Here is a 26,490-nt window from a genome sequence, read left to right as displayed (position 1 = left end):
CACAGAGCCCACGACGGCATCCTCCACGCTGCACACGAATCGCAGACAAGCTGTCCTGCAATGAAAACGCGTGCTTAGCAGTATAGAAGAACGGTGTCTCGCATTCGTCGCCCATCGAATAAATCTATCCGCCAATGCAAGCCGCATTGCCAGATTCAATGTCGGCGAATCGGCATAAAAGGTATTCTGAGTACGTGAAAGACGACGTGTGCCACGTCGTTTCTACCTGGCCACGACACATTCGGTCAAAACTTCCCAATCCGGTTATTACCCCATGTCGAAATCCGACGATGACGGCACGCGACTGTTCGGTCATTCGCGAACAATTCAGGATCTGCTGCTGAAAGTGTCGCGCGTCGCCGCCACCCGCGTGAGTGTGCTGGTGGTCGGCGAAAGCGGCGCGGGCAAGGATATCGTCGCCCGGCTCATTCACGACATGAGCCCGCGCCGTCGCGGGCCGTTCGTGCCCGTCAATTGCGGCGCGATTCCGAAGGACATCGCGGAGTCGCAGTTGTTCGGTCACGAAAAAGGCAGCTTCACGGGCGCCGTCGCGCAGCACGTGGGCATGTTCGAAGCCGCGCGCGGCGGCACGCTGTTTCTCGACGAGATCGCCGAGATGCCGCTCGAATTGCAGGTCAAGCTGCTGCGCACGCTCGAAACCAACACGATCGTGCGCGTGGGCGGTCACGAGCCGATTCCGCTCGACGTGCGGATCGTCGCGGCCACGCATCACGATCCGGTCGAGGCGATGCGCAGCGGCAGGCTGCGCGAGGACCTGTTCTACCGGATCGCGCCGATCGCGTTGCACGTGCCCGCGCTCCGGCAGCGCGAGGACGACGTCGGCGACATCGCGGTGCAAATCGTCGAACGGCTGAACGCGCGGCACCGCACGAGAAAGCGGCTGTCCACCCAGGCGATGAAGGCGCTGCGCACCTACACGTGGCCCGGCAACGTGCGCGAACTGCGCAACGCACTCGAGCGCGCGTTCATCCTCGCCGACGAGCAGATCGAGCTGCAGTTGCCGCGCCGCCCGCCGCCGCGCGAGGAAGTGCGCCACAACGCGATGACGCTGCATATCGGCACGACGCTCGCGCACACGCAGCAGCGCTTCATCGTCGCGTCGCTGCGGCATTTCAACGGCGACAAGCCGCGCACCGCGAAGGCGCTCGGCATCAGCCTGAAAACGCTGTACAACCGGCTCGCGCTGCTGTCCGAAAGCGAGCGCAACGCGGCAAGCGGCAACGCGCCACCGGCCGGGAATGCGTCGAACGGCGGCGGCGCCCCCGCTGCGCCGCCTGCTTCGCCGCCCGCGACGACGCCGTGAGCGCGGCGGGTCACGCCGCCGCCATCACGTCGGCGCGTCACGCCGTCATGTCGCGCAGCGCGGCGTCCCAGTCGCGTGCGAAGCGTTCGATGCCGAATCGCTCGCACGCGTCGCGCCTGGCCGCCGCGCCCCACTCGCGCGCCAGGTCCGGATCGCGGATCAGCATGCGCATCGCGTCGATCAGCACGCCCGGCCGCGTATCGGCCACGCCGTTGCTGCCTGTCCTCACGAGTTGCGCCATCTCCGTCGTCGCGAGCGCGACGATCGGCAGCCCGATCATCATCGCCTCGATCACCGCGAGCCCGAGGCTCGTGTAGCGGATCGGATTGAAGAAGAACCGGTAGTGCGACAGGAACTGCGGCAGCGCGGGGTTCGGCACCTCGCCGATCCCGCCGAGTTCGGCCGACCCCATCCCGACGAGGTCGATCGGCACGCTGTGCCGCACGACCTCGAACAGATCCGCGCCGAGGCGCCGGCCGCGGCGCGCGAGATTGTTCACGACGGCCACGCCCTTCGGCAGCGTGCCGCGATACTCGATGCCGTCGGGCACCAGCACGCCATGCTCGATCACGCGCGTCGGCGTCACGCCGTTGTCCCACATCAGCGCGTTGAACGGCGTCACGTGCACCAGCAACACGTTCGGGTCCTGCACCGGATGCAGCGTGTCGGTCGGATGCTCGCGCGGCGGATCGTGCTCGACGAACAGCGTCGGCAGCGCACGTTGCGCTTCGCTCAGCAGCCGCAGGCGGTCGTGCTGGTAATGCTTCACGTGCTGGTACAGCACGCAGTCGAATTCGGTGTCGCGCACGCACTCGGCCGGCACCTCGTGCACGTTGTCGCCCCACGGCAGGTGCCCGACGCGGCCCGCATAGCCGGGCGGATGCTGCGGCTTCGTCACGATGTAGAAATCGTGCGGCGCCTGCGACAGGTAATACAGATAGTTGCCATGCACGTGCCAGGTCAGCACGCGCAACCGCTTAACAGACATGACGCTTCTCCTCCGCGAGCAGTTCGCCCGCCCGCTCGATCACGTCGCCGACGCCGATCGCCGTCGCGCACTCGTGCCCGTACGGACAGGTATCGAACATGCACGGCCGGCATGCCGGGTAGTTCGCGAGTACGCGATGTCGTTCGACGTCGAGCGGCGCCCAGCGGGCCGTATCGCTGCCGCACGCGACGACGATGCTCGGCGTGCCGAGCGCCGCCGCCACGTGCGACACGCCCGTGTCGTTGCACAACAGCAGCCGCGCACGGGCGATCAGCGCGGCGAGCGCGCCGAGCGGCGTGCGGCCGCACAGGTTCACGCACGGCCGCCCGAGATGCTCGGCGAATGCGGCGGCCAGCGCCAGTTCCGCGCGCGTGCCGGTCAGCACGATCTGCCAGCCGTCGTCGGCGAGCTGCCGCGCCGCCAGCGCGAAGCGCTCGACCGGCCAGCGGCGCGACGCCATCCGCGCGCCGGGATGGACGATCACGTAGCGGCCGGGATCCAGCCCATGTTCGTCGCAGAGCACGTGCCACAGCGCGTAGTCCAGCCCGCCTAGCGGGAATTCGAGGAAGTCGCCCCAGTCCGCGTAGCCGAGCTTGCGCGTGAGCGCCAGGTAGCGCGTCACTTCCGGCTCGTCGTCGCGCCACACGAGCGCGCAGTCGAGCGCGGCCGTGCCGCCGTCGGCAGGCACGAAGCCGGCCGTGCGCGCCGCGCCGAGCGACGCGACGATCGCGTTCGTGTGCGCGCCGCTGCCGTGCAACTGGATCGCGAGATCGAAGTCGCGCGCGCGACATTCGGCGATGAATGCCTCGCGCGTGGCCGCATCGGGTTCGGGCTGTTCGCCGAGCCCCGGTGCGCCGGGGAACGCGATGAAGCTGTCGATGTAGTCCGAAAAGCGCGACGCGAATTCACGCGCCCACGGCAGGCCGATCAGCGTGATGCGCGCATCGGGTTCGCCGCGCCGCAACGCACGCAGCGCGGGCACCGCGCACAGCATGTCGCCGAGCTGCAGCGCGCGGAACACCGCGATCCGTTTCGGGCCGCGCGGGCCGTCGGAATCGAGGTCTGGATCGAGCTTCATCACGATCTGCTCCGGGAAACCCCGCCATGGATGGCGGGAAGGAAAGGTAGGAGGACGTCAAAGGAAAAGCACACGGAAGTGAAGCGCGCCGCGCATGCGCCAGTACAGCGACACGGGCGGAATCGCGATGGAGGTGACGATCATCTCGGCCACATGCGACGGCGTGAGCTGCGTGCCGCGCAATCGCTTCGCGCAGAACCCGGCGGTAATCGCGGCCCACACCGCCGCGCACACGATGGCCGGCGCCGGCCAGCCGGCCGCGAAACAGCCGATCGCGCCGAGCGCGGCGAGCACGGCCGCGTAGTAATGCCACGGCGGCACGGGCCGGATATGGCGCCGGTAGGTCGCGCGATGCTTCTTGTACAGCAGCGCATCGAAATACACCTTCGACTGCGCGCCGATGCTCGATCCCCAGCGGGCGGGACGCACCGGATGCACGATGCGCGCGGCATCGGCCTCGACGATCGGCCCCGCATGCTCGCGCAGCGCGAACATCAGGTCGGCGTCCTCGCGCCACGCGCGCGTGAAGCGTTCGTCGAAGCCGCCGACGCGTTCGAGCGCCGCGCGCCGCACGAAGCAGTTCGCGGTCGCGAATTCCGCGTGGGCAAGCCCCGCCGCGTCGCGTTCGTAGTCGGTCGGGCACGGCCGCAACGGCACGTCGATCCGGCCGGCCGCGGCCGCCGCCGACGGCGCGGCCAGCAGCGCGGCCGCGCCGTTGCGCAGCCAGGCCGGATCGGGAATCGTGTCGTCGTCGGTGAACGCGATCAGCGCGCCGTCCGCGCTACGCCACCCGACGTTGCGCGCGCCGGCCGGCCCCTGCGTGTCGGGCGCCGTCATGTAGCGGATCGCCGGCACGTCGGTCACGCGCGCGCGGCACGCATCGACGACGGCGCGCGCGCTGCCGGCCGGATCGTCGTCCACCACGACGATCTCGTAGGTGGCCGGATCGAACGCCTGCACGCACAGCGCATCGAGGCAGCGTTCGAGCAGATCGGGCCGCCGGTAGGTCGGCACGACGACCGACACGACCGGCGCCACGTGCGTGTCGCGCATGTTCATCTCGGCTTCTCCAGCAGGAACGGGCCGATCACGAGCGCATCGAGCGGCGAGGTCCAGAAGCATTCGATCGCATCGCGCGGCGAGCACACGATCGGTTCGCCGCGCGTGTTGAACGACGTGTTGACGAGCACCGGCACGCCGGTGAGCGCGTCGAACTCGGTCAGCAGTGCATGCAGCAGCGGATGCTGGGTTTCATCGACGGTCTGCACGCGCGCGGTGCCGTCGATGTGGCGCACCGCCGGAATCTTGTCGGCGCACTCGGGCAGGACGTCGTACACGAACAGCATGAACGGCGCGCGCAGCGGCGTGCGCCGGCCGCCGCTGAACCAGTGATGCGCGCGATCCTCGAGCACGACCGGCGCGACCGGCCGGAAATCCTCGCGATCCTTGATCCGGTTCAGCTTGCGCTGCATGTCGGGGTCGATCGGCGACGCGAGGATCGACCGTGCGCCGAGCGCGCGCGGGCCGAACTCCATGCGCCCCTGGAACCAGCCGATCACGCGGTTCGCCGCGAGCAGCGCGGCCGTCTGCGCGGCGACGTCGGCGAGCCGCCGGTACGGCAACTGCGCCTCCTTCAGGAACGCCTCGATCGCGTCGTCGTCGTAGGCCGGGCCGAGATACGCGTGATCCATGCGCCAGTCGCCGCGCGCGCCGCGCATCCGGAAGTCGGTCCACAGCGCGGCGCCGAGCGCCGTGCCCGCGTCGCCGGCGGCCGGCTGCACCCACACGTCTTCGAACGGGCCGCGATCGCGGATCCGCGCGTTCATCACGCAATTTAGCGCGACGCCGCCCGCCATCGCGAGCTGCCGCTCGCCGGTCTCGGCGGCCAGCCAGTCGACCGCCCGCAGCGTCGTCTCCTCGAGCACCAGTTGCAGCGCATGCGCGATGTCGCAGTGATGCGGCTCGATCGGGCCGCCGCGCTCGCGCGGCGCACCGAACAGCGCGGCCAGGTCCGCGTCGACCACTTCATAGCGCCCTTCGCCGCGATACTGCACGAGCTTGCGCATCTCGTCGGCGAACACCGGCTTGCCGTACGACGCGAGCGCCATCACCTTGTATTCGTCGGACGAGTGCAGGAAGCCGAGATAGCGCGTCACGCGCTCGTACAGCAGTCCGAGCGAATGCGGCAGGTTCACCTGCCCGAGCCGCCGGTACGAGCGGCCGTCGAACACGCCGTAGCTCGTCGTCGCGCGCTCGCCGCGCCCGTCCATCGTCATCACCGCGCAACGGTCGAACGGCGCCGCGAGAAACGCGCTCGCCTCGTGCGCGAGATGGTGCTCGATGAAATGCCAGCGGAACGGCCCGTCGTGCGTGACGCCGCGAAAACGCCGCTGCAGATGATGCGGCGCGCCGCCCGCGAGCTGGCGCGGCGCGTTGACGATCGACGACAGGAACAGCGGATGCCACGGCGACGCGCCGTCCTCGCGCGGCGCATGCGCGGACGGCGACAGCGGCAGGGTCAGCGCCGGCGCCGTGCCTTCGCGATCGAGTTCGAACCACGGGTCGTACGAATACGCGACGTGGTCGACATCCGCGAGCGTGATGCCGGCTTCCGCGAGGCAATAGTCGATCGCGTGGAAAGGCAGCTCCCAGGTCGAGAACGGCACCGGGCGCTTCGCGTGCTTCACGTGCGTGAAGCGTTCGTCCTCGGCCGCCGCGATCACGACGCCGTCGCGCACGATGCACGCGGCGCTGTCGTGGAAGGCGGCGTTGATGCCGAGCGTATGGATCGGGTCTGGCATGCGTCAGTTCCTCGTGATGACGTGCGCGAACGGAATCACGTTCGATGCGTGCGCCGCGGCCGGCTCTTCGCCGTGCACGGCAGCCCGCGCGGCCGCGCGTTGCGCATGGCGCGCGCTGCCGCGCAGCAGCGCATGCACGGCCGCGACCACGTCGTCGACGCTCACGCCGCGCAGGCACGGATGGCCGGGCTGGTCGCACACGCTGCGGTAGCAGTTGCGGCACGGCACATCGACGTTCAGCACACGGTGCGGCACACGCCACGGCGTGTGCTGCGGGTTGGTCAGCGCGTACAGGTCGACCACCGGCGTGCCGAGCGCGGCCGCGAGATGCACGGGGCCGCTGTTGTTCGACAGCAGCAGGTCGGCCGTCTCGATCAGCGCGCCCAGTTCGCCGAGCGGCAACGCGCCGGCGAGCGGCACGGCGCGCGGCCCCGCCCGTTCGCACACCGTGTCGACCAGCGCGCGTTCGTCCGCGCTGCCCGTCACCGCGATGCCGTCGAACAGCGGCGCGACGGCGGCCGCCGCTTCACCGAACCGCTCGGCCGGCCAGCGCCGCGACGCCGCGCTCGCGCCCGGATGGACGACCAGCCAGCGCGCGCGCCCGGCATCCGGCTCGCGCGCGCCGCCGACGCGCTGCAACGCGGCCTGCAAGCGCGCGTGCACCGCATGCCGCGCCGCGTCGCCGGGCGCGAACGCCATCCGCCAGTCCGACGTCTTCGCGCCGACGGCGCGCACCAGCGCGAGCTGGCGCGCGACCTCGTGGCGCACGTGCGATTCCGGCTCGGTTTCCGGCACGCGGTCGGTCAGCAATTCGTAGGGGTTTTCGCGGCAATGCGCGAGCCGCAGCGGAATACCGGCGAGCCAGCACATCATCGCGGCGGGCAACGGGTTCTGGCTGTACACGGTGAAGATCACGGCGGCGTCGAAGCGGCCGGCCAGCAGCCGGTCGATCATGTCGAGATCGGCCACCGGATCGCCGCGCACGTCGGGATGCTTGACCCACGGCGCGTCGTAGCTCCACACGTCGTCGACCATCGGCAGATGCCTGGCGAGCGCGGCGCCCGTGCGCGACGTCAGCAGCGTCAGCCGGCGGTCGCTGCCGCTTTCCTTCAGCGCACGCAGCGCGGGCGTGGTCATCAGTACGTCGCCGATGCTGTCGAGCCGCACGCACAGGATGCGGCGGGCGCGGCTCCAGGCCGTGTTCATTGCCGCACCCACGCGCCGTGCCGGCGCACGGCTTCGCGCACGACGATGTCGGCGGCCAGGTCGACGCGATCGACGACGTGGTGCGGCGTGCGCGCCGCGTCGACACGCCATTCCGTCTCGTGGCCGCGGTCGACGAGGATCGTGCCGCAGCGCGCGGTGCGGCCGGCTTCGACGTCGTCGAGAATGTCGCCGATCATCCAGCTCCATTCCGGCACGGCGCCGAGCGCGGCCAGCGCGCGGCGCAGCATGCCCGGGCGCGGCTTGCGGCAGATGCACTCGAAGCTATAGCGCGGCACGCTGCCCTGCGGGTGATGCGGGCAGTAAAAAAAATCCGCCAGCGTCGCGCCGTTCGCTTCGAACAGTTCGGCGAGACGCTGGCGGACCGCGCCAAGCTCGTTTTCGGTAAAGCGGCCGAGCGCGATGCCCGACTGGTTCGATACGACCGCCAGCGGCATGCCGGTCGCGCCGAGCGTGCGCAGCGCGCGCGCCGCGCCCGGCGCGAGACGCATGCGCGCGGGATCGACGTTGTACGGCACGTCGTCGAGCAGCGTGCCGTCCTTGTCGAGCAGCACCGCGCCGGGCAGCCGCCGTTCGCGCTTCAGGGCCATGACGTCTCCTTCATCGGCAGCACCATCAGCTCCGGCACCACGGTGCCCGGCGGCTGCGTCAGCACGAAGCGCACGGCGGCCGCGACGTGCTCGGGCGGCTGCAGCGTGTCCTCGTCGATGTCCGGAAAGCGATCGAGCAGGAACGGCGTGCGCATCCCGCCCGCGACGATCGCCGACACGCACACGCCGCTCGGCCGCAGTTCGGCATGCAGCGCGTGCGACAGCCCGAGCAGCCCCCACTTCGTCGCGTGATACGCGGACGCGTTCGGCCATGCCCGCTTCGACGCGGTCGACGCGATGTTGACGATGTGCCCGTTGCCGCGCGCCTTCATCATCGGCACGGCCGCATGGCACATCAGGTACGGGCCGAACAGGTTCGTCATCAGCACCTGCTGCCATGCGTCGACGCTCACGTCGTCGATCGGCGCGGTCACGTCGATCGCCGCGTTGTTCACGATCACGTCGAGATCGCCGAGCGACTCGCGCGCATCGTGCATGACCTGCAGCACCGATGCCTCGTCGCGCACGTCGAGCGGCCGGCCCACCGCCTGCCCGCCGTGCCGTTCGAGCCGCTGCGCGACGGCCGCCGCGCGGTCGCCGTCGAGATCGGCGACGACCACATGCGCGCCGTGCCGCGCCAACTCCTCGCAAATGGCTTCGCCGAGGCCGCGGCCGCCCCCGGTCACGAGTGCGGTCCGGCCGGCGAGCGGCGGTCTGGCTGGATCGTGAGTCGCGTTCACCTGCACCTCCTGTCGATGTCGGAAAACAATCCGGCTGACGGCGACACTTGTCGCGACAACCGTCCGTGCATGAGGTACAGCGAAAACCGTGCCGGCCTGCGCACGCATGCGCCACATCGGGCTACTGCATGCGCGCGCTGGCTTTTTTATAACCGGCTGTAAAAACGGGTCCGGGCGGCCGCGCGTGGTCGGCCCGATCTGGGCGGCCCCACCGGGGGGCCCCCTCAGATCGCGAGCGCGTCGGGCGTCGCCTGCGCGCGGTGCTTCGCGAGCGCACGCAGGCAATGCGCGATGCAGCCCGCGAACGCCTCGTCGAACCACGGCTGCGCACCCGACACGCCCACCACGATGCCGCCGAGCGCGACGCCGCCCCACAGGTTCGTGTCGCCCGCGCGCAGCCGGTACGGCTCCAGCGCCTGCACGACATGCCCGTCGCGGCCCGTTTCCCACGACAGCCGCGCCTTGGCGCGCGCGTAGGCGCGGTAGTCGGCGTCCCAGTCCTTCGGGTCGGGCAGCGAAAACTCATACAGGATCGCGTCCTCGAACGCCGCGTCGCGCGGCCCGAGCGCCGGGTCCATGATCACGATGTGCAGGCAGCCGCTGTCGCCGACGAAATCGCTTTGCAGCGCGGCGGACAAGGTCGGCAACAGCAGCTCGACGGCCGCCACCGCGGCCTGGCGGTCGGCGAACGCACTACCGCCGCGACGCGCCGCGTTCGGGGCTTCGGGTGTCGTCGGATTCAGAAGGTTCGGCATGGATTTCTCCGGAGGAAAACGCGAGCGCACGCAACGCCGCGATCAGGTCGGCCGCTACCGCGGGCTTGGTCAGGTACGCGTGGAAACCGGCTTCGACCGCGCGCGCGCGGTCGTGATCGCGCGCATGGCCGGACAGGGCCAGCGCCTCCAGCGGCGCGCGGCCGTCGCGATCGCGTGCGGCGTCGAGCTGGCGCACGCGCGACATCACCGTGTAGCCGTCCTCCTCATCGTCGCCGAGGTCGATGTCGCAGACGAGCAGCGCCGGCCAGTCGGCGCGGCGCGCGCGCCACAGGTCGTCCAGCAACGCCTGGCCCGACGCATACGCGCGCACGTCGGCGCCGGCCACCTTCAGCAGCGCGCCGAGCGCGTCGCGCGCCTCGTCGTGGTCGTCCACGCACGCGATGCGCAGGCCGTCGAGCGGCTTGGCCGCGCCCGGCGCACCGGCGCCCGCACGCGGCACGGCGTCGCCGGGTTGCATCGACGCCGGCGCCACCGCGCAGATCGGCAGTGACAGGTGCAGCTTCACGCCGACGTCGTCGCGTTCGCGCACGACGTAGCCGCCGGCGTCCTCGATCGCGTCCTGCAATCGTTCGAGATCGATCAGCGACAGCTCGGTTGCGTCGACGCCCGCGCATGCGATCGTGATCCGCGCTTCCGGATCGTGGCGCCCCGTGCGCACCTCGAGTTGCCCGCCGCGGCTCGCGTCGACCGCACCGCGGCACAGTTCCCACACGAAGCGCCGCAGCGCGGCCGGATCGGCCTCGACGACGAGATCCTCGTCCGACAGATGGCGGAACACCGGCACGCCGCGCTGCGCGGCCGCCTCCGCCAGCGAATCGAGCACCTGCGACACGAGCGGATTGATGCGCACCGGCTGCCGCGCGAACTTCGCCTCCGTGCGTTCGAGTTCGCGCTGCTTCGCCTGCAGCGACCACATCTGCGCATACACGCCGCCGCTTTCGAGCAGTTCGTCGTGGGTGCCGTGCTCGACGAGCCGGCCGTGCTCCATCACGAGGATGCGATCGGCATCGACGATCGTCGACAGCCGGTGCGCGATGATGAGGCTCGTGCGATGCCGCGCGACGCGCATCAGCTCCTGCTGGATCGCACGCTCCGAGCGCGTGTCGAGCGCCGACGTCGCCTCGTCGAACACGACGATCGGCGGCGCCTTCAGCAACGCGCGCGCGATCGCGACCCGCTGCCGCTCGCCGCCCGACAGCCGCACGCCGCGCTCGCCGACGCGCGTGTCGTACGCATCGGGCAGCCGCTCGATGAACGTGTCGAGCTGCGCGCCGCGCGCGGCCGCGATCACTTCGCCGCGGGTCGCGTCGCGCTTGCCGTACGCGATGTTGTACGCGAGCGTGTCGTTGAACAGGATGGTGTCCTGCGGGACGATGCCGAGCGCATCGCGCAGGCTGCGCTCGGTGACGAGCCGCAAGTCCTGGCCGTCGATGCGGATCGTGCCCGCATCGGGCTGATACAGCCGGAACAGCAGCCGCGCGAGCGTCGATTTGCCCGAGCCGCTGCCGCCGACCACGGCGACCGTCTGCCCGGGCTCGATGCGGAACGACACGTCGGACAGGATCTGCCGGCTCGGCTCGTAGCCGAAATCGACGTGCTCGAACTCGATCGCGCCGCCGCGCACCACGAGCGGCTGCGCGCCCGGCGCATCGCCGTCCTCGCCCGGCTTGCCGCGCGCGTCGAGCAGCCCGAACAGCCGCTCGATGTTCGTCATCGCGTCGTTCGCCTCGCGGAACACGAAGCCGAGCGCATTCAGCGGCAGGCTGATCTGGATGATGTACGCGTTGATCAGCACGAGATCCCCGACCGTCAGCGCACCGCGCGCGACCTGCTGGCCCGCGAGCAGCATCACCGCCGCGATCCCCGCGCCGATGCACGCGCTCTGCCCGATATGCAGCGTCGACAGCGCGTACTGGTTGTCCACGCCGGCTTCGCGCCACGCGTCGAGCACGCGGTCGAGCCGGTCGCGCTCGACGTCCTCGCGCGCGAAGTACTTGACCGTGTCGACGTTCAGCAGGCTGTCGACCACGCGCGAATTCGACTCGGCTTCCAGCGCATTGACGCGCCGCTGGTAACGCATGCGGCGGCGCGTGAATACGACCGTATACGCGGCATAGACGGCGAACGTGACGAAAATGATCGCGGTAAAGCCGCCGCCGTACTTGCTGATCACGATCACGAGCACCGAGCCGATCTCGATGGCCGTCGGCACGACCGTAAACACCGCGACGCCGAGCAGATAACCGATGCCGGCCGTGCCTTTCTCGAGATCGCGCACGACGGCGCCCGTCTCGCGCCGCGCATGAAAGCGCGCGCCGAGCCGGTGCAGGTGGCCGAACGTGCGCACGGTAAACGACGCGACCGTATGCTGCGTGACCTGCACGAACGTCATGTCGCGCGCTTCGTTCAGCGCGTTCGACGCGAAGCGCACCACCGCGTACGCGAACAGCAGCAGCACCGGCCACGCGACGGGCTGGGCGGCCGCGCGGCCGAAACCGTCCACGATGTCCTTGAGCAGCAGCGGCACCGAGACGGCCGCCGCTTTCGCGAGCACCAGCAGGACGACCGCCGCCACCACGCGCGCGCGGTAACGCCAGATCGCGCGCCAGAGTTCGACGGCGATCCTGAGCCTCAAGCCACGCTCGTCCCGGCGCTGCCGGCGCTCGCGGCCCGCGGCCGCATCACGGTCCTTGATTGGCGTCTCGTCGATTCCGGTCGTCATGCAGGCAGTGCTCGCGGTCGGGGGCGCGCCGTTTCACGCACGGGCAGTCAGTGGCGCGGTTCGCGCTCCCGGCCGCCGACGACGGTGCCGGGCTCGGGATCACGCGCGGCGGGCTGCGTGGGCGTGACGGTCCGCTGGTGCGGATGCAGCACCATGCCCGTATCGTGTTCGCCTTCGCGGCGCACGCGCACGCGATTCTCGACGTCGCGCACGCCGAGGCAGCCGTCGGCCAGATCCTCGATGCCGTGCTTCATCCAGCGTACCGGCACCGTGCCGTCCAGCTCGACGCGACCGTCGGTCACCTGCACGGTGACGTCGCTCACGTCGATCTCCAGCGCATGCGCGAGCCGCTCGCATACGTCCTCGCGAATCCGCTCGTCCGAGCGCGTATAGCCTTTCGGCCCGCGCCGACGGCGCAGCGCATCGCGTTCGGCATCCCCGCCGAAACGCGACAGATCGGGGGCGCCGCCGTAGCGCGGGTCGCCGCCATCGCGCTCGCCGCCGTACCCGCTCATCCGGTACTGGTCGCGCCATTCCGGGCGCTCGCCGCCATAGCGGCCTTCACGGCCCTCCACGCGGCGGCCCGGTTCGCCGTAGCCACGCTCGGCGTCCCGCGCCGGCGGGCGCGCGCCGCCCTGCCGGTCCGCGTCGGCCGCGCCGCGCCGCTGCTCGGCCGGCCGCGCCGCGCGCTCGGTCCATTCGCTGCCCCAGTCTTCCGGGCCCACGTCCTCGCTCGCGAAGCGGCGGTAAGCCGATTCGTCGTCCTCTTCCGGCCATCGTGCCGGATCGTCCGGGATGCCGCGCTCGCCAGCGCCCCGGTACGCGCGTTCGTCGCGCGCGTGCCAGTCGGGCGGGCCGCCACGCTCGCCGTACCGTCCGGGATATCGTCGTTGCATCGTGTCTCTCCTTGATCGCCTGCGCCGCGCACGGCGCCAAGCCGCGTCGCCGCGCGCGTCGGTCGGGGCGACGCAAATCGCGTGCCGGCGTAGTTGCCGGACCGCGATGGTTGCGCGTCGCAGCGCGGGGACACCGTCATGCGCCCCAATCTGCAACGCGATTGCAGTTTTTGCGTGCCGGGCGTCACGGCACGTCGTCCGGGTCGTCCGATTCGTCGATGCGGCCGGGCTCGCTCAACCGCTCGGTGCGGTCCGGCTCGATGTCGGCGCCCTCCTCGAGCGTCGAGTCGCCGTCCGCCGACGCGCGCTCGCCGGTGCCCGCGCGGTCCGTGTCGGTGTCGAGCGACGCGTCGCCGCGTTCGAGCGCGTGGTCGTCCAGCGGCGAATCGACGTCGAACGGATGGCGCCGCGCGCCCGCCGTGTCGCTGCCGCTGTCGGACGAGTCGCTCGGGCCGAGCGCGCGGCCGTCGCGGCCGCGGCTGGCGTTGTCGTCGTCCGGGCCGGCCGGTTCGTTGTCGGGATTCAGCGTGCTGTTCATGTCGGCCTCCTTGCCTGGCTCGCCGCCGGGCGACCGGCCGGATGGCCGCCGCCCGGCAGGCGTACTGCCCCGGTCGTGCAATCGGCATGCCGCGCCGGCCGCTGGCGCCCCGCCGTCGCCGGCACGCTGCACGGCACGGCCGATGCGCACCCATTGATCAGCTGAATCGAGTTCCTTTATTCTTTCGGACGTGCCAATCGACCGTATGGCCGCCACGGGCTTGCCCGGCGGCGGTCGGGCGGCGTGCGGCCCCCGCGTTTCCGACCTGCTGCCCCGATGAAGAAAGACGACGCCGATCTTCACCCGCATCCACCGCCCGCCAGCTCGCCCGGCGCGCGGGATCTGCTGCATCGCTTCGCCGAATTCCGGTTCCAGACCGTGGTGGAGTCGATCACCGACTACGCGGTGTTCATGCTCGACCCGCACGGCAACGTCGCGACCTGGAACGCCGGTGCGGAGCGCATCAAGGGCTACCGTGCCGCCGAGATCGTCGGCCATCATTTCTCGCGTTTCTACCCGGCCGACGCGGTCGCGGCGGGCCGGCCGGCGCACGGGCTCGCGCGGGCCGCCGCGCAGGGCCACTTCGAGGACGAAGGCTGGCGCGTGCGCAAGGACGGCACGCAGTTCTGGGCGAGCGTGACGATCACGCCGGTGTACGACGCGACGCATGCGCTGTGCGGCTTCATCAAGATCACGCGCGACATGACCGAGCGCAAGCGGCTCGAGGAGCTCGAAGCGTCGACCCACCGGCTCAGCGTGTTCATCGCGATGCTCGCGCACGAGCTGCGCAATCATCTCGCGCCGCTGCGCAATTCGGTCGGCGTGCTGCAGAACCTGCCCGATCCGCCGCCCATGCTCGCGCAGTGCCGCGACGCCGTACACCGCCAGGTCGGGCAACTGACGCGGCTCGTCGACGATCTGCTCGACGTCGGGCGCATCACGGCCGGCAAGGTCGAACTCGACGATCGCCCCACCACCGTGCGGGACATCGTGTGCCGCGGCGTCGAGAGCGTCCAGCCGAAACTGGCCGCGCGCGGACAGTGGATTCGCGTCGACCTGCCGGACGATTCCGTGGTGCTGCACGGCGACGACGCACGGCTCGTCCAGGTGTTGCACAACCTGCTCGACAACGCGTCGAAATTCTCGCCGCACGGCGGCCGCATCGACGTCGTCGCGCGTGTCGAAGGGCCGTCGGTCGCGATCCGCGTCGTCGATCACGGCGTGGGCATCGCCCCCGGCGCGCTCGAAACGATTTTCGATCTATTCGAACAGGAAGGCGCGACGGGCCGCTCCCCGTCCGGCGGTTTCGGGCTCGGTCTCGCGATTTGCCGGTCGTTCGTCGAACTGCACGGCGGGCGGATCGTCGCGGAGAGCGACGGCCCCGGCCACGGCGCGACGTTCACGGTATGGCTGCCGATCGCGCAGGTGGCCCGCGGCGGGCACGCCGCCGCGCCCGGGCCTGCCGCGCCCACGCAGCCGGCCGTCGAGCCGCTGCGCATCGTCATCGTAGACGACAACCGCGACTCGGCCGACACGCTCGCGGTGCTGCTGCAACTGAAAGGGCACGCGCCGCGCGTCGCGTACAACGCGAACGAAGCGCTCGCGCTCGCCCGCGACTATGCACCGCACCTGATGATTCTCGACCTGACGATGCCGGACGTCGACGGCTTCACGCTGCTGCGCGAACTGCGCGCGATCGACGCGCTGCGCGACACGACCTGCGTCGCGCTGTCCGGCCATGCGCGCGCATCCGATCTCGAGCGCACCGAAAGCGCGGGCTTCGACGACCATCTCGTGAAACCCGTCGAAATGGCCGTCCTCGACGCGCTGCTGCAGCGCGTCGCGCGCGAGGTTCAGGGCACGCCGTAGCGCCTCTTCACGCTCAGGCCATCGCGCGGCACATCGCCGCGCACGCCTGACATGCGAGCGCACAGCGGCGGCAATGCTCGTGCGCATGCCGCGAACACTCGGCCGCACACAGATCGCACGCGTGCGCGCACAGCGCGCAAATGCGCGGGGCGAGCCCGCTGCGGCGCGCCATCGCGCCCGACGCGAAGCGGCACAGCTGCGCGCATTCGACGTCGAGCGCGATGCACGTGGCCAACGCGTGCACGTCGCGCTCTGCGAGGCAGGCGGCCGCACAGGTGTCGCATGCGTGCGCGCAGGCGTCGCACGCGGCCATGCAGTTGTCGTACTGATCGTTCATAGCAGTGCTCCCGGTTTCGGTTTGCATCGTTTCGGTTCGTGTCGTCACGGCGTCAGCTTCACCTTCATCCAGCCCGGCTCGCGCACGTCGAACGCGCGATACGCATCGATCGCGTTCGTCAGCGGCTCGCTGCGCGTGAGCACCGACAGCGGGTCGAACGCACCGCTGCGCACGAGTTCGACGAGCGGCGGCGTGACCGTCCGGTGATTGCAGTTGCCCATCTTGATCGTGAGGTTGCGGTTCATCGCCTCGCCGATCGGAAACACGCGTGCGGCCGGCGGATACACGCCGATCACCGAGACCGTGCCGGCCTTCGCGACCGCGCGCACCGCCCATTGCAGCACCTGCGACGGCCCGTCGCCCGGCACCCAGTTGCGGCCGTCCGGCTTGCGGTGCGGCGCGACCGCGTCGACTTCCGCATCGAACGCGCGCGCGGCGTCGCGATCGGCCGCGGCCGGCCCGTGCGTTGCGCGCATCGCGTCGACGCCGACCGCGTCGATCACGCGATCGACGCCGATCCCGCCCGTCAGCCGCAATATCGTGTCCACCGGATCGTCCTCCGAAAAATCGACGATCTCGGCGCCCTGCGCGCATGCCATCTCGAGCCGCGACGCGATGCGGTCGACCGCGATCACGCGCCCCGCGCCCATCAGCTTCGCGCTCGCGATCGCGAACTGGCCGACCGGCCCCGCGCCGAACACGGCGACCGTATCGCCCGGCTTCACTTCCGCGAGCTGCGCGCCGAAATAGCCGGTCGGGAAAATGTCCGACATCAGGATCGCGCGATCGTCGTCGATCGCGTCGGGCAGCCGGATCAGGCTCGCGTGCGCAAGCGGCGTGCGCGCATATTCGGCCTGCAGCCCGTCGAACGGGCCCGTATCGGCCGGCCCGCCGAAGAACGCGGTGCCCGCGCGCGGCCCGCCCGGGTTCGCGACGTCGCACTGCGCGGTGTAGCCCGCGCGGCAGTACGCGCAACTGCCGCACGCGATCGTCGACGGAATCAGCACGCGATCGCCACGCCGCAGGTTGCGCACGTCGCGCCCGACCGCCTCGACGATGCCGACACCTTCATGGCCGAGAATCGTGCCCGGCTTCATCCCGCCGAGCGTGCCGCGCACCATGTGCAGATCGGTGCCGCAGATCGCGCTGGCCGTCAGGCGCACGACCGCGTCGGTCGCCTCGGAGACTTCCGGATCGGGCACCGTGTCGATGCGAATGTCGCCGATGCCGTGAAATACGACTGCTTTCATGTCAGGCCCTCCTTGTCGAAAGCGGTAACGGTGAACGTGACCGTGGAGCCGATCGAGCAAGGGGTGCGCCTGTGCAGCGCGTGCGGCGCCGTGATGCGCGGAGCGGAAGCGCTTCGGTTTCGGGGAGGGATCGCGCCCGCGCGTCAGCCCGTCGGTGGGCTGTTGCCGCTGTTGCCGCTGTTGACGCTGTTGACGTCACGCGCGTTCGAGATCGCTTCGACGAGCTTCAGTTCGTCGTCGATCGACAGCGTCGTGTCGGTCACGTCGCCGCCCAGCGGCGCGAGCGCCGCGCTCAGCGCGTAGATGTCGAGCTGCGTCGCGGCCAGCCCGAGCGACACGGTGCCGGGGCGCGCCTTGCGCGCGACCCGATCGGTCAGCGCATCGTCCACCGGCCGCTCGCGCCACGCGTCGAGCGACGATTCGATGCGCGCGACCACGCTGTCGAGCAGCGATCCGGACGACACGCGGCCCGCGTCGATTGCATGCGTGCGCAACTGTCCGTCGGTCGAGCACGCGACGATCACGACACCCGACAGCGCGACAACGTGCCGGTCGCGCAACGTGCCGAGTTCGACCAGCGCGCGACGGGCCGCGTCGAGATCGGGATAGGACAACACGATCAGCGTGTTCATCGGCGACTCCATGCAATCGGATGGGCGTGCTCAGTGCGGCAGCCCGAACGCGGCCTTCAGGCTCGCGACGATCATCTGCATCGCGATCGCCGCGAGAATCATCCCCATCAGGCGCTGCGTGACGGCCGTCACGCGCGGCGACAGGTAATGGCCGATCACCGGCGCCGACAGCAGCGACGCGGCCAGCAGCACGAGAAACGCGCCGAGCCCGAGCGCGAACGCGAGTTCCTGCCCGGTCGCGACGGCACCGTGCCCGAGCACGATCATCGTCGCGATCGTGCCGGGGCCCACCAGCAACGGGATCGTCAACGGGTAGATCGCGACGCTTTCGGCGGCCGTCGGATCGGCGCCTTCGTCGCTGCCCGGCGCATGCTGGCGGCTCGGCGCACCATGCAGCATCGACAGCGCGATCAGCAGCACCAGCAGCCCGCCCGCGAGGCGGAAATCGTCGATCGTCAAACCGAACACGCGCAGGATCGCGCCGCCCGCGACGGCCGACACGATGCAGCCGACCGTCACGCCGATCGCGGCCGTGAGCGCGACCTTGCGGCGCACGCCGTCCGTCGCGCCTTCGGTCAGCGACAGGAACACCGGGATGTTCGCGATCGGGTTCATGATCGCGAACAGCGCCGCGAACACCTTGACGGAAAAGGTCAGGTCGAAGGCCACAGGGTCGCTCCCGTCTCGCGCGGCAAGTGAAACGCCCACGCCGGTTCGTTTTCGATGCGCGGCGCACGCCATGCTGATACGATCCACGCACGACGTTCAATCACGACGGAGGGCCCCGATCGATGCAAGCCACCGACACTTTCATGGGTCACGAGATTCGCGTCGACGCGACGCGCAACGCGAACGGCGCGTGGGTCGCGCAGGTGCGGATCTTCCGCGACGGCGCGCCCGTCGATCTGCCCGCGCCCGAACTCGTCACGCCCGAATGGCTGACATGCGACGAAGCGCTGCGCGGCGGTATCGACCAGGGGCGCGTGATAATCAGGACGCGCGACCGGTAACCGCACTCGGCTCATCCGCGCAGCGTCGGCCGGCATCGCACGATGCAGGTCACGCATCGAAATCGAGGTCGCCGATCAGGATCTCGCGATCGCGCTGCGTCCGGGTGCTGAAATCGACCGGCAACTCCATCTGCCAGCGCTCGATCGTGACCGGCAGCGCCGCGAGATAGCGATCGAAGCGGCTGTGGTCGGGCTCGGCCAGCAGACCGGCGATCGCGTCGTCGCGCCACGCGAGCCGCGCGTTCAGCCGGTTCGGCAGGCCGACCGTCGACGTGAGGCCGATCACGTCGACACAGGTCGGGCTGCCCTGCCCGTCGTGCGGCACGACGTCGACCTTCACTTCGCCGGGTTGATACAGGCCACGCAGGCGCGTCGCGATGCGCGGCGCAAACTCGGTTTCGAAACGGGCACGGACGTCAGGGTTCATTTCGCCTCCATTCAAGGTTCGGCGTGCATCGTCATGCTGCTTTCATGCGGAAGCCATCTGCCGCTCGAGCGCTGCTTCGGCCTTCAGGTTGTCGAGATCGCGGGCTATCGTCGCGACCGCGAGCCGCGTGTTGCCGCGCCAGTACGCGATCGAGCAGTCGTGCGCGCCGAGGTCGCCGTCGATCTCGACGCGATCCCATTGCGCCGCATGCCCGACATAGCGGATCGTCACGTCGTAATGCTGGCTCCAGAAAAACGGCACCGCGTCGAACGGCCGCTGCTGGCCGAGCATGTTGCGCGCGGCGAAGATGCCCTGCCGCTCGGCGACGACCCAGTGCTCGACGCGAATCCGCTCGCCCGTCAGCGGATCGGGCCAGCGCGCGATATCGCCGGCCGCATGGATGCCAGGCGCGCTCGTCTGCAGGAAGCGGTCGACCGTGACGCCGCGTTCGACGGTGAGCCCCGCGTCCTGCGCGAGTTCGACGTTCGGATGCACGCCGATGCCGACCAGCACGACGTCGGCCGGCAGCACGTCGCCGCTCGACAGCGTCACGCTGTCCGGCCCGATCCGCGCGGGCGTCGCGCCGAGATGGAACACCACGCCGTGCGCTTCGTGCAGCGCCTTGATCGTGTCGCCAAGCGCATCGCCGAGCACGCGGCCCATCGGATGCGGATCGGGCGCGACCACATGCACGTCGAGCCCGCGCGTGCGCAACGCGGCGGCCGCTTCGAGCCCGATGAAGCTCGCGCCGACCACCACGCAGCGGCGCGCCGTTTTCAGCCTGGCGATCAGCGCGTCGCAATCGGCGCGCGAGCGCAACGTACACACGTGCGGCAGATCGGCGCCCGGCACGTTCAGCCGGTTCGGTTCGGCGCCCGTGGCAAGCAGCAGCGCGCCGTACTCGATACGGCTGCCGTCGGCGAGCTCGACCGCGCGTTGCGCCGGATCGATGCGCGCGACGCGGGTGTTGCAGCGCACGTCGATGCGCTGGTCGGTATAGAACGACGGCGCGCGCAACGGCAGCCAGTCGGCCTGCGCCGTGCCCGCGAGGTAATCCTTCGACAGATTCGGCCGGTCGTACGGCGGATCGGCATCGGCGCTCAGCAGCGTGATCGCATGCGGATAGCCTTCCTGCCGCAGCGTCACGGCCGCCGCGATCGCAGCGGCGCCGCCGCCGACGATCACGACCGACGCGGGCAGCCCGCTCGTCTTCAACGCAGGCGGCACGGCGGCCGGCCGCGCATCGAGTACGACCGCGCGACCGTCGCGCCGCTCGACGCGCCAGCACGGCAGCCCGTCGAGCGCCGGCGCGCGCTCCATCTCGCCGGTGCGCAGGCAGAACGCCGCGTGATGCCACGGACAGCGAATCGTGTCGCCGACCAGCAGGCCCTTGGCCAGCGGGCCGCCATAGTGCGGGCATTGCGCGCCCACCGCGAACAGTTCGTCGCCGCGGCGCACGAGCAGCACCGCCGCGTCGCCGACATGGCCCTCGATCATCGCGCCGTCGGCGAGATCGTCGAGCGCGATCCCTTGGGTGAGATCGGGCGAGGACGCAGCATCGCTTCCAGTCATGACGTGGCTCCCGAAAAGTCAGGTGACGATCCCATTATCGGCATTCGTCCTGGAAAGAAACAGGTACAGACGCCCCGCAGCGCACGCAAACGCGGACTGTAGCTTGCACGCGCTCCATGACCGGCGTGGAACGTGGTCGACGTTGCGGCGCAACACGCCGGCCGCGCTGCGACGGGGCGCGCAAGCCGCGCCGCACGCCGCGGCGCGCTCAGTCGATGCACGATGCGACTAGCTTGCCGACGACGACAACTGCCTGCTCGATCTCCTGCGACCACGGGCTGCTGTAGTTCAACCGGATGAAGTTCCGGTAGTTGTCCGTGATCGAGAACATGTAGCCGGGCCCGATCGTGATCCCCTGCTCCAGCGCGAGCTGGTACAGCCGCATCGCATCGACCTGCGCGGGCAGCTCGACCCACAGCACGTACCCGCCCGCCGGGCTCGAAATGCGCGTGCCCTCCGGAAAGAACCGCGACACCATCGCGCGCATCAGGTTCGCCTGCTGCGCATACGCCTTCCGGATCCGCCGCAGGTGATGCTCGTAGCCATCGCGTTCGAGAAACTCCGCGATCGCCAGTTGCGGCAACGACGGCGTCGCGAGCGTATTCAGGAACTTCAGCTTCTCGACCTGTTCGCGATAGCGACCCGGCAGTGCCCAGCCGATCCGGTACGCGGCCGTCAGGCTCTTCGAGAACGACGAACAGTGCAGCACGATGCCATGGCGGTCGAACGACTTCAGCATGCTCGGATGCGTGTTGCCGAAATACAGTTCGTTGTACACGCCGTTCTCGATGATCGGCATGCCGGCCTTCGTTGCGAACTCAACCAGTTCGCGCTTGCGCTCGTCCGGCATCTGGAAACCCAGCGGATTCTGGAAATTCGGCATCACCATGCACGCGGCGATCGGCTGCGACTTCGCGATCGCGGCCAGCGCCGCGATGTCGATTCCGTATTCCGGATGCGTGGCCACCTCGATCGCCTTCATCCCCATCCGCTCGATCGCGTGCAGCATCGCGTAGAACGTCGGCGACTCCACCGCGATCGTGTCGCCCGGCTTCGCCACCGCCTGCAGGCACAGGTTGATCGCCTCCGTCGCGCCGACCGTCACGATGATCTCGTTCGGGTCCACCGACATCCCGTTTTCCAGGTAGCGGCGGGCGATCTGCCGGATCAGCCGCGGATGGCCGGGCGGTAGCCCGTCGGTCACGCCCCACAGCGACTTGTCGCGACCGGCCGCGTACGCATAGCGGTTCAGCTTCTCGAAGGGGAACAAGCTCGGGTCCGGATACGGCGAGCCGAGCGGCACCGCGTCGTCCGTGCCGATCGAGCGCAGCGTGGACAGCACGAGCCGGCTCACGTCGACCGACGACGAGATCGCGATCGGCTTCGACGGCCGCAGCTCGCGCACCGGCGCATGGCCGTCGTCGCGCCGCAGGTTCACGAAATAGCCGGACTGCGGCCGGCTTTCGAGCAGCCCGCGGCTTTCCAGCAGCAGATACGCGTGCAGCACGGTCGTGATGCTGATCCGGTGTTGCTGGCTCGCCTGCCGCACCGACGGCACGCGATCGCCGTGCCGATATACCCCTTGCCGAATGAGTCGCTCTACGTCGTTCGCAAATTTCTCGTAGAGCTTCATCCGCCTCGCCCCGCGAGCGATGAACCGGCCTGCGCGGCATGGACGGCACGGCCGCGCCGACGCACGAAGCCGGATAGCCGTCGCCGGGTGCGGGTGTCCCGGCTGAAACCTCGTCCGTTACCGAAGTTGAAGGCGAATAGCAATGCGAATCTCATGAAGACAAGGTTCGGCATCCTACTACTGCGTCATTTCGGCGAATGTAAGTGACAGTTTGGCGGGGAAACGGCAAATCCGGCCGGCGTGGTGAACAGATGCGAATGCGACGGCGCGGCCCGCGCGCGATCGCGCGGCAGCCGCCTGCCCGGCGCACGTCATCATGCATCGCAGATGGCGGCGCGCCGGCGGCGGCGAAGCGCAACCCGCCCATGAATGCGCGGGCCCGCTCGCCCTCACGCGTCGTCGACGTCGTTCGACTCGAGCCACTTGCGGATCTGCAGGAACTGGCCGGTGCCGAGATCGGCGAGGCGGCCCGGATCGTCGGTCGTCACGTCGACGCTCGCGATCGCGCGGTTGCCGGGTAACGGCGACAGCGTCGCCGCGATGTCGAAGCGCCGGTACGATTGATCGATGCGCATGCGGTTCTCCCGAATCGGTTCGAAAGGTGCGCACTCACTCGAGCGTCTGGCGAAAAACCTTGCCGCCGAATCCCGTCACGACGTTGTCGACCGAGAACGGCGTGTCCTCCTTCGCTTCGAGAATGACCGCGACGCTGCCGGGCACGAGCCGCGCCGCGACCGTCTCGACGAACGTGCCGTCGAGCAGCGCGTTGCCGGCCGCCTGCGCGAGCACGCCGGCGCCCGCGCCGGCCGCCATGCCGGTCACCACGCCGAGCGGCCCGGCGAGCAGGCCGAGCAACCCACCCGCGAGCGCGCCGATCACGCCGCCCTTGAACGGCCGCGATTCGGCGTCGAGCACCGCGAGCGTGCCGTTCGCGTCCTTCTCGACGACGACGCCATTCTCGATGTGGAATCCTTCGCTCTTCTCCGACAGCGCGTCGAAATCGTGCGCGGCCTGGCAGGCCGTCTCGACGCTGCCGAACACGGCGACGATCAATTGTCTGGTCATGCAACACCTCGCTTGATTGAATGAGGGCGGAGCCGCCGCGCCGTGTACGGCGCGTCGGGCTTCGCGTCGGGCTTCGCTTCGAACGCCGCCCGCCCGTTACCGGCTGGCATGCACGTCGTCCTCGACATCGTCGACGTCCGCCGGAAAGCGATGCTGGCCGAAGCTCAGGATCAGCACGCCGACTGCGAGCAGCACGATCCCGAAGGTCGTCATCAGCATCCGCTCGGGGCTGTCGGTCGCGCCGCGCAGGATCAGGTCGCGCGCGAGCGACGTCATCGCGATGAACAGCGGGAACCGCACCGGCAACCGGCCGAGCCGCAGGTAGCGCAGGTCCATCGCGAGCACTTCCAGATACAGGAACATCAGCAGCAGGTCGGTCAGCGACACCTCGCCCGCGAGCACGACCTTCCACGCCTCCTGCGCCATCGCGAACGCGGTCGCGAGCCCGATCACGACCAGCCCGGCCAACTCGGCCGCATGAAGGAAATGGCCGAAGCGGCGGCGGATGCGTTCGGCGGCCGTATCGGCGGATGCAGTGGATGTATTCAACGCGCTCACAATGTCGTAGGTGCCGCGATCGACGCGCCGTCGCCGCGGCAAGGGATCTCGGGGAACGGAAAGCCCGCGCCGGACGGCCCGCCGTGCCCGACGATTGCACCGAAAATACGCATCGCTTCCAAAAGGTTCATCATGATGACCGTCGCCGGGCGGAGCGAACCCAATCTACTGCATGCGCCACGCCCGCTCAAGAGCACAGCGTCGCCGGCTTCAGGAGTACAGCTGCACGCGCGCCGCGCCCAATCGGACCTCGATCAACCCATTCGAATGACAGATCGTCGATACGTGTTCCAAAGACCCGCCGAAGCTGCTAGATTGCATGCTCGACGACGTTACGCGGTGCAGGCGGTCACGCGCCGGGCGAACGCGCGGCCCCCACGTCTGCCTCCTCTTCGCGCCGGGGGGCCGGCCGCCGCAGCGGCCCGTTGCGCGATGCCCGCGCAACGTCCTTCATCCGCACGTCACAAAGAGATCAGTCGCATGACACAGTCCAACCGTTCGCCTTCGCGCGCCGCGGCTGCCGCGGCCCGTCCGTCCCGACATGACTGACCGGCAGGCCGCGATGCAAACCAACCGCCCCCCGCTTTCCCAGGCCGTTCACAGCCCGATCACGCGCAGCGCGATCTTTCTCGTGGCGACGATCAATCCCGGCGCCGATCACGCCGACACGATCCGTTCATGGTGCGGCGACATCGCCGCGCTCGTGCGCTCGGTCGGCAAGCGCGTGCCGGGCGGCAACCTCACGTGCGTATGCGGCTTCGGCTCCGACGCATGGGATGCGCTGTTCGGCGAGCCGCGCCCCGCGTCGCTGCATCCGTTCCGCGAATTCGGCGCCGGCCAGCGCGTCGCCATCGCGACGCCCGGCGACATCCTGCTGCACATCCGCGCCGAAGCGATGGACCTGTGCTTCGAGCTCGCGACGCAACTGCTCGGCGCGCTCGGCGAGGCGGTCACGGTCGTCGACGAGGTGCACGGCTTCCGCAATTTCGACCAGCGCGCGATGATCGGCTTCGTCGACGGCACCGAGAACCCGGAAGGCCGCGAGGCCGTCGACTTCACGGTGATCGGTGACGAGGACGCCGAATTCGCGGGCGGCAGCTACGTGCTCGTGCAGAAGTACCTGCACGACATGGCCGGCTGGAACGCGCTCGCGGTCGAGACGCAGGAGCGCATCATCGGCCGCACCAAACTGTCCGACATCGAGCTCGCGCCGGACGTGAAGCCGTCGTGCTCGCACAGCTCGCTGACCACGCTCGACGAGGGCGGCCAGGAAGTGAAGATCCTGCGCGACAACATGCCGTTCGGGCGCCCGGGCGCCGGCGAATTCGGCACCTATTTCATCGGCTATGCGCGCTCGCCGGCGCCGATCGAGCAGATGCTCGAGAACATGTTCGTCGGCCGCCCGCCCGGCAACTACGACCGCCTGCTCGACTACAGCCGCGCGGTCACCGGCTCGCTGTTCTTCGTGCCGTCGGCCGACCTGCTCGAAGCGCTCGCCGACCGCGCGGCGCCGGCCGCCGACGCCGCCCAACCGGAATCCACGCCGCCCGCGCTTTCCGTACCGCAGCGCGACGGCTCGCTGAACATCGGCTCGCTGAAAGGAACCCCGACCTATGAATAACCTGCACCGCGAACTCGCCCCGATCTCGTCGTCCGCCTGGGAGCAAATCGAGGAGGAAGTGGCGCGCACCTTCAAACGCTCGGTGGCCGGGCGCCGCGTCGTCGACGTCGAGGGCCCCGCAGGCCCCGAACTGTCGGCGGTCGGCACCGGGCACCTGCTCGACGTCGCCGCGCCGCGCGAGCTCGTGAACGCGCGGCTGCGCGAAGCGCGCACGATCGTCGAGCTGACGGTGCCGTTCGAGCTGAGCCGCGACGCGATCGACAGCGTCGAGCGCGGCGCGCGCGACGCCGACTGGCAGCCGGCGAAGGAAGCCGCGCAGCGGCTCGCGTTCGCCGAGGACGGCGCGATCTTCGACGGCTACCGCGCGGCCGGCATCGTCGGCATCCGCGAAGGCACGTCGAACCGCCGGCTCACGCTGCCGGCGGATGTCGCCGCGTACCCCGACGCGATTAGCGACGCGCTGGAAGCGCTGCGCCTCGCCGGCGTGGACGGCCCGTACTCGGTCGTGCTCGGTTCGGACGCATACACCGCGCTCAGCGAAGCGCGCGACCAGGGCTATCCGGTCCTCGGCCATATCAAGCGCATCGTCAGCGGCGAGATCATCTGGGCGCCGGCGATCAGCGGCGGCTGCGTGCTGTCCACGCGCGGCGGCGATTACGAGCTGCATCTCGGCGAAGACGTGTCGATCGGCTACACGAGCCACACCGACAACAGCGTCCGCCTGTACCTGCGCGAAACGTTCACGTTCCTGATGCTGACGAGCGAGGCATCGGTGGCCGTGGCGCCGCAGGGCAACGCGGCCGCCTGAGCGCGGTTGCCGGCGCGCGGTGCCCGCCCGG

The 26,490-nt window shown here is 69.9% G+C and carries 26 protein-coding genes; 5 read left to right on the top strand and 21 right to left on the bottom strand.

The genetic code is table 11. The features are described from left to right. The first annotated feature begins 274 nt into the window (after nucleotides 1-274). The gene (locus WS64_RS19975) at nucleotides 275-1,324 is read left to right on the top strand and encodes a sigma-54 interaction domain-containing protein (RefSeq protein WP_060967416.1); all 1,050 of its coding nucleotides are present in this window, start codon (nucleotides 275-277) and stop codon (nucleotides 1,322-1,324) included. 37 nt (nucleotides 1,325-1,361) lie between these two features. Here WS64_RS19975 and WS64_RS19970 read toward each other — a convergent pair whose 3' ends face one another. The 11 genes from WS64_RS19970 to WS64_RS19920 all read right to left on the bottom strand — a co-directional run bounded on the left by WS64_RS19970 (nucleotide 1,362) and on the right by WS64_RS19920 (nucleotide 13,677). Then, on the bottom strand, nucleotides 1,362-2,312 hold the full coding sequence (locus WS64_RS19970; RefSeq protein ID WP_060310446.1) for a glycosyltransferase: 951 nt from the start codon (nucleotides 2,310-2,312) through the stop codon (nucleotides 1,362-1,364). Then, nucleotides 2,302-3,390 carry a glycosyltransferase family 9 protein gene (locus WS64_RS19965; protein WP_060967415.1) on the bottom strand — a complete coding sequence of 363 codons (1,089 nt, stop codon included), beginning with the start codon at nucleotides 3,388-3,390 and terminating at the stop codon, nucleotides 2,302-2,304. Before WS64_RS19965 ends, WS64_RS19970 begins: the two co-directional genes overlap by 11 nt. A gap of 57 nt (nucleotides 3,391-3,447) precedes the next feature. Further along, the gene (locus tag WS64_RS19960) at nucleotides 3,448-4,449 is read right to left on the bottom strand and encodes a glycosyltransferase family 2 protein (RefSeq protein ID WP_060967414.1); all 1,002 of its coding nucleotides are present in this window, start codon (nucleotides 4,447-4,449) and stop codon (nucleotides 3,448-3,450) included. Beyond that, a complete protein-coding gene (locus WS64_RS19955; RefSeq protein ID WP_060967413.1) occupies nucleotides 4,446-6,191 on the bottom strand; it encodes a carbamoyltransferase family protein in 1,746 nt (581 codons plus the stop codon). The genes WS64_RS19960 and WS64_RS19955 overlap by 4 nt, the downstream gene beginning before the upstream one ends. Nucleotides 6,192-6,194: 3 nt before the next feature. Continuing rightward, nucleotides 6,195-7,397, bottom strand: coding sequence for a glycosyltransferase family 9 protein (locus tag WS64_RS19950; protein ID WP_060011143.1), 1,203 nt, complete (start codon nucleotides 7,395-7,397; stop codon nucleotides 6,195-6,197). Beyond that, a complete protein-coding gene (locus WS64_RS19945; protein ID WP_060967412.1) occupies nucleotides 7,394-8,005 on the bottom strand; it encodes a D-glycero-alpha-D-manno-heptose-1,7-bisphosphate 7-phosphatase in 612 nt (203 codons plus the stop codon). Before WS64_RS19945 ends, WS64_RS19950 begins: the two co-directional genes overlap by 4 nt. After that, a complete protein-coding gene (locus WS64_RS19940) occupies nucleotides 7,996-8,745 on the bottom strand; it encodes an SDR family oxidoreductase (RefSeq protein ID WP_060967507.1) in 750 nt (249 codons plus the stop codon). The genes WS64_RS19945 and WS64_RS19940 overlap by 10 nt, the downstream gene beginning before the upstream one ends. Before the next feature lie 224 nt (nucleotides 8,746-8,969). Continuing rightward, nucleotides 8,970-9,500 carry a hypothetical protein gene (locus WS64_RS19935; protein WP_060967411.1) on the bottom strand — a complete coding sequence of 177 codons (531 nt, stop codon included), beginning with the start codon at nucleotides 9,498-9,500 and terminating at the stop codon, nucleotides 8,970-8,972. Further along, nucleotides 9,439-12,243: an ABC transporter transmembrane domain-containing protein gene (locus WS64_RS19930; protein ID WP_244166600.1), complete on the bottom strand. Its 2,805-nt coding sequence runs from the start codon at nucleotides 12,241-12,243 to the stop codon at nucleotides 9,439-9,441. Before WS64_RS19930 ends, WS64_RS19935 begins: the two co-directional genes overlap by 62 nt. Before the next feature lie 47 nt (nucleotides 12,244-12,290). After that, nucleotides 12,291-13,139 (bottom strand): BON domain-containing protein, encoded by an 849-nt coding sequence (locus tag WS64_RS19925; protein WP_060967410.1) that lies wholly within the window; start codon nucleotides 13,137-13,139, stop codon nucleotides 12,291-12,293. Nucleotides 13,140-13,323: 184 nt separating this feature from the next. Continuing rightward, nucleotides 13,324-13,677 (bottom strand): hypothetical protein, encoded by a 354-nt coding sequence (locus WS64_RS19920; RefSeq protein WP_059637110.1) that lies wholly within the window; start codon nucleotides 13,675-13,677, stop codon nucleotides 13,324-13,326. Between the two features lie 276 nt (nucleotides 13,678-13,953). On the opposite strand from WS64_RS19920, the gene WS64_RS19915 reads away from it, so the two are divergent. After that, nucleotides 13,954-15,546: a hybrid sensor histidine kinase/response regulator gene (locus WS64_RS19915; protein WP_060967409.1), complete on the top strand. Its 1,593-nt coding sequence runs from the start codon at nucleotides 13,954-13,956 to the stop codon at nucleotides 15,544-15,546. A 13-nt stretch (nucleotides 15,547-15,559) separates the two neighbouring features. Here WS64_RS19915 and WS64_RS19910 read toward each other — a convergent pair whose 3' ends face one another. The 4 genes from WS64_RS19910 to WS64_RS19895 all read right to left on the bottom strand — a co-directional run bounded on the left by WS64_RS19910 (nucleotide 15,560) and on the right by WS64_RS19895 (nucleotide 18,434). Further along, the gene (locus WS64_RS19910) at nucleotides 15,560-15,883 is read right to left on the bottom strand and encodes a four-helix bundle copper-binding protein (RefSeq protein WP_196755050.1); all 324 of its coding nucleotides are present in this window, start codon (nucleotides 15,881-15,883) and stop codon (nucleotides 15,560-15,562) included. A gap of 44 nt (nucleotides 15,884-15,927) precedes the next feature. Then, the gene (locus WS64_RS19905; RefSeq protein WP_059574991.1) at nucleotides 15,928-17,133 is read right to left on the bottom strand and encodes a zinc-dependent alcohol dehydrogenase; all 1,206 of its coding nucleotides are present in this window, start codon (nucleotides 17,131-17,133) and stop codon (nucleotides 15,928-15,930) included. 143 nt (nucleotides 17,134-17,276) lie between these two features. Further along, complete coding sequence (locus WS64_RS19900) at nucleotides 17,277-17,765, bottom strand: hypothetical protein (RefSeq protein WP_060967505.1); 489 nt, start codon at nucleotides 17,763-17,765, stop codon at nucleotides 17,277-17,279. 30 nt (nucleotides 17,766-17,795) lie between these two features. After that, nucleotides 17,796-18,434: a MarC family protein gene (locus WS64_RS19895; protein WP_060967408.1), complete on the bottom strand. Its 639-nt coding sequence runs from the start codon at nucleotides 18,432-18,434 to the stop codon at nucleotides 17,796-17,798. A 122-nt stretch (nucleotides 18,435-18,556) separates the two neighbouring features. Here WS64_RS19895 and WS64_RS19890 point away from each other — a divergent pair, with 122 nt between their 5' ends. Beyond that, entirely contained in the window at nucleotides 18,557-18,775 is a 219-nt protein-coding gene (locus WS64_RS19890) for a DUF6566 family protein (RefSeq protein ID WP_006481288.1), read from the top strand. A 49-nt stretch (nucleotides 18,776-18,824) separates the two neighbouring features. Here WS64_RS19890 and WS64_RS19885 read toward each other — a convergent pair whose 3' ends face one another. The 6 genes from WS64_RS19885 to WS64_RS19860 form a co-directional block, all read right to left on the bottom strand. Beyond that, nucleotides 18,825-19,202, bottom strand: coding sequence for a DUF5594 family protein (locus WS64_RS19885; protein ID WP_059574984.1), 378 nt, complete (start codon nucleotides 19,200-19,202; stop codon nucleotides 18,825-18,827). A 42-nt stretch (nucleotides 19,203-19,244) separates the two neighbouring features. Then, nucleotides 19,245-20,774, bottom strand: a complete 1,530-nt coding sequence (locus WS64_RS19880) for an FAD-dependent oxidoreductase (protein ID WP_060967407.1) — start codon at nucleotides 20,772-20,774, stop codon at nucleotides 19,245-19,247. Nucleotides 20,775-20,982: 208 nt separating this feature from the next. Beyond that, nucleotides 20,983-22,407, bottom strand: a complete 1,425-nt coding sequence (locus WS64_RS19875) for an aminotransferase-like domain-containing protein (RefSeq protein WP_060967406.1) — start codon at nucleotides 22,405-22,407, stop codon at nucleotides 20,983-20,985. Nucleotides 22,408-22,796: 389 nt separating this feature from the next. Next, nucleotides 22,797-22,982, bottom strand: coding sequence for a hypothetical protein (locus WS64_RS19870; protein ID WP_060967405.1), 186 nt, complete (start codon nucleotides 22,980-22,982; stop codon nucleotides 22,797-22,799). 34 nt (nucleotides 22,983-23,016) lie between these two features. Further along, on the bottom strand, nucleotides 23,017-23,472 hold the full coding sequence (locus tag WS64_RS19865; protein ID WP_060967404.1) for a DUF1269 domain-containing protein: 456 nt from the start codon (nucleotides 23,470-23,472) through the stop codon (nucleotides 23,017-23,019). 96 nt (nucleotides 23,473-23,568) lie between these two features. Continuing rightward, complete coding sequence (locus WS64_RS19860) at nucleotides 23,569-24,021, bottom strand: phosphate-starvation-inducible protein PsiE (protein ID WP_059642901.1); 453 nt, start codon at nucleotides 24,019-24,021, stop codon at nucleotides 23,569-23,571. 550 nt (nucleotides 24,022-24,571) lie between these two features. Between WS64_RS19860 and WS64_RS19855 the strand changes: the two genes are divergently transcribed. Continuing rightward, a complete protein-coding gene (locus WS64_RS19855) occupies nucleotides 24,572-25,651 on the top strand; it encodes a Dyp-type peroxidase (protein WP_060967403.1) in 1,080 nt (359 codons plus the stop codon). Further along, entirely contained in the window at nucleotides 25,644-26,459 is an 816-nt protein-coding gene (locus WS64_RS19850) for a family 1 encapsulin nanocompartment shell protein (RefSeq protein WP_060967402.1), read from the top strand. Before WS64_RS19855 ends, WS64_RS19850 begins: the two co-directional genes overlap by 8 nt. The last annotated feature ends 31 nt before the right edge of the window (nucleotides 26,460-26,490 follow it).

The sequence above is a fragment of the Burkholderia anthina genome, assembly GCF_001547525.1.
Lineage (GTDB): Bacteria > Pseudomonadota > Gammaproteobacteria > Burkholderiales > Burkholderiaceae > Burkholderia > Burkholderia semiarida.
Note: the sequence above shows the minus strand (reverse complement) of the source record. Positions and strands in the feature narration are given on the sequence as shown.

Excerpts from the sequence above, each read along its gene's own strand:
- WS64_RS19975 (WP_060967416.1), top strand. The coding sequence starts at position 275 with ATGTCGAAATCCGACGATGACGGCACGCGACTGTTCGGTCATTCGCGA.
- WS64_RS19970 (WP_060310446.1), bottom strand. The coding sequence starts at position 2,312 with ATGTCTGTTAAGCGGTTGCGCGTGCTGACCTGGCACGTGCATGGCAAC.
- WS64_RS19965 (WP_060967415.1), bottom strand. The coding sequence starts at position 3,390 with ATGAAGCTCGATCCAGACCTCGATTCCGACGGCCCGCGCGGCCCGAAA.
- WS64_RS19960 (WP_060967414.1), bottom strand. The coding sequence starts at position 4,449 with ATGAACATGCGCGACACGCACGTGGCGCCGGTCGTGTCGGTCGTCGTG.
- WS64_RS19955 (WP_060967413.1), bottom strand. The coding sequence starts at position 6,191 with ATGCCAGACCCGATCCATACGCTCGGCATCAACGCCGCCTTCCACGAC.
- WS64_RS19950 (WP_060011143.1), bottom strand. The coding sequence starts at position 7,397 with ATGAACACGGCCTGGAGCCGCGCCCGCCGCATCCTGTGCGTGCGGCTC.
- WS64_RS19945 (WP_060967412.1), bottom strand. The coding sequence starts at position 8,005 with ATGGCCCTGAAGCGCGAACGGCGGCTGCCCGGCGCGGTGCTGCTCGAC.
- WS64_RS19935 (WP_060967411.1), bottom strand. The coding sequence starts at position 9,500 with ATGCCGAACCTTCTGAATCCGACGACACCCGAAGCCCCGAACGCGGCG.
- WS64_RS19930 (WP_244166600.1), bottom strand. The coding sequence starts at position 12,243 with ATGACGACCGGAATCGACGAGACGCCAATCAAGGACCGTGATGCGGCC.
- WS64_RS19925 (WP_060967410.1), bottom strand. The coding sequence starts at position 13,139 with ATGCAACGACGATATCCCGGACGGTACGGCGAGCGTGGCGGCCCGCCC.
- WS64_RS19920 (WP_059637110.1), bottom strand. The coding sequence starts at position 13,677 with ATGAACAGCACGCTGAATCCCGACAACGAACCGGCCGGCCCGGACGAC.
- WS64_RS19915 (WP_060967409.1), top strand. The coding sequence starts at position 13,954 with ATGAAGAAAGACGACGCCGATCTTCACCCGCATCCACCGCCCGCCAGC.
- WS64_RS19910 (WP_196755050.1), bottom strand. The coding sequence starts at position 15,883 with ATGAACGATCAGTACGACAACTGCATGGCCGCGTGCGACGCCTGCGCG.
- WS64_RS19905 (WP_059574991.1), bottom strand. The coding sequence starts at position 17,133 with ATGAAAGCAGTCGTATTTCACGGCATCGGCGACATTCGCATCGACACG.
- WS64_RS19900 (WP_060967505.1), bottom strand. The coding sequence starts at position 17,765 with ATGAACACGCTGATCGTGTTGTCCTATCCCGATCTCGACGCGGCCCGT.
- WS64_RS19890 (WP_006481288.1), top strand. The coding sequence starts at position 18,557 with ATGCAAGCCACCGACACTTTCATGGGTCACGAGATTCGCGTCGACGCG.
- WS64_RS19885 (WP_059574984.1), bottom strand. The coding sequence starts at position 19,202 with ATGAACCCTGACGTCCGTGCCCGTTTCGAAACCGAGTTTGCGCCGCGC.
- WS64_RS19880 (WP_060967407.1), bottom strand. The coding sequence starts at position 20,774 with ATGACTGGAAGCGATGCTGCGTCCTCGCCCGATCTCACCCAAGGGATC.
- WS64_RS19875 (WP_060967406.1), bottom strand. The coding sequence starts at position 22,407 with ATGAAGCTCTACGAGAAATTTGCGAACGACGTAGAGCGACTCATTCGG.
- WS64_RS19870 (WP_060967405.1), bottom strand. The coding sequence starts at position 22,982 with ATGCGCATCGATCAATCGTACCGGCGCTTCGACATCGCGGCGACGCTG.
- WS64_RS19865 (WP_060967404.1), bottom strand. The coding sequence starts at position 23,472 with ATGACCAGACAATTGATCGTCGCCGTGTTCGGCAGCGTCGAGACGGCC.
- WS64_RS19855 (WP_060967403.1), top strand. The coding sequence starts at position 24,572 with ATGACTGACCGGCAGGCCGCGATGCAAACCAACCGCCCCCCGCTTTCC.
- WS64_RS19850 (WP_060967402.1), top strand. The coding sequence starts at position 25,644 with ATGAATAACCTGCACCGCGAACTCGCCCCGATCTCGTCGTCCGCCTGG.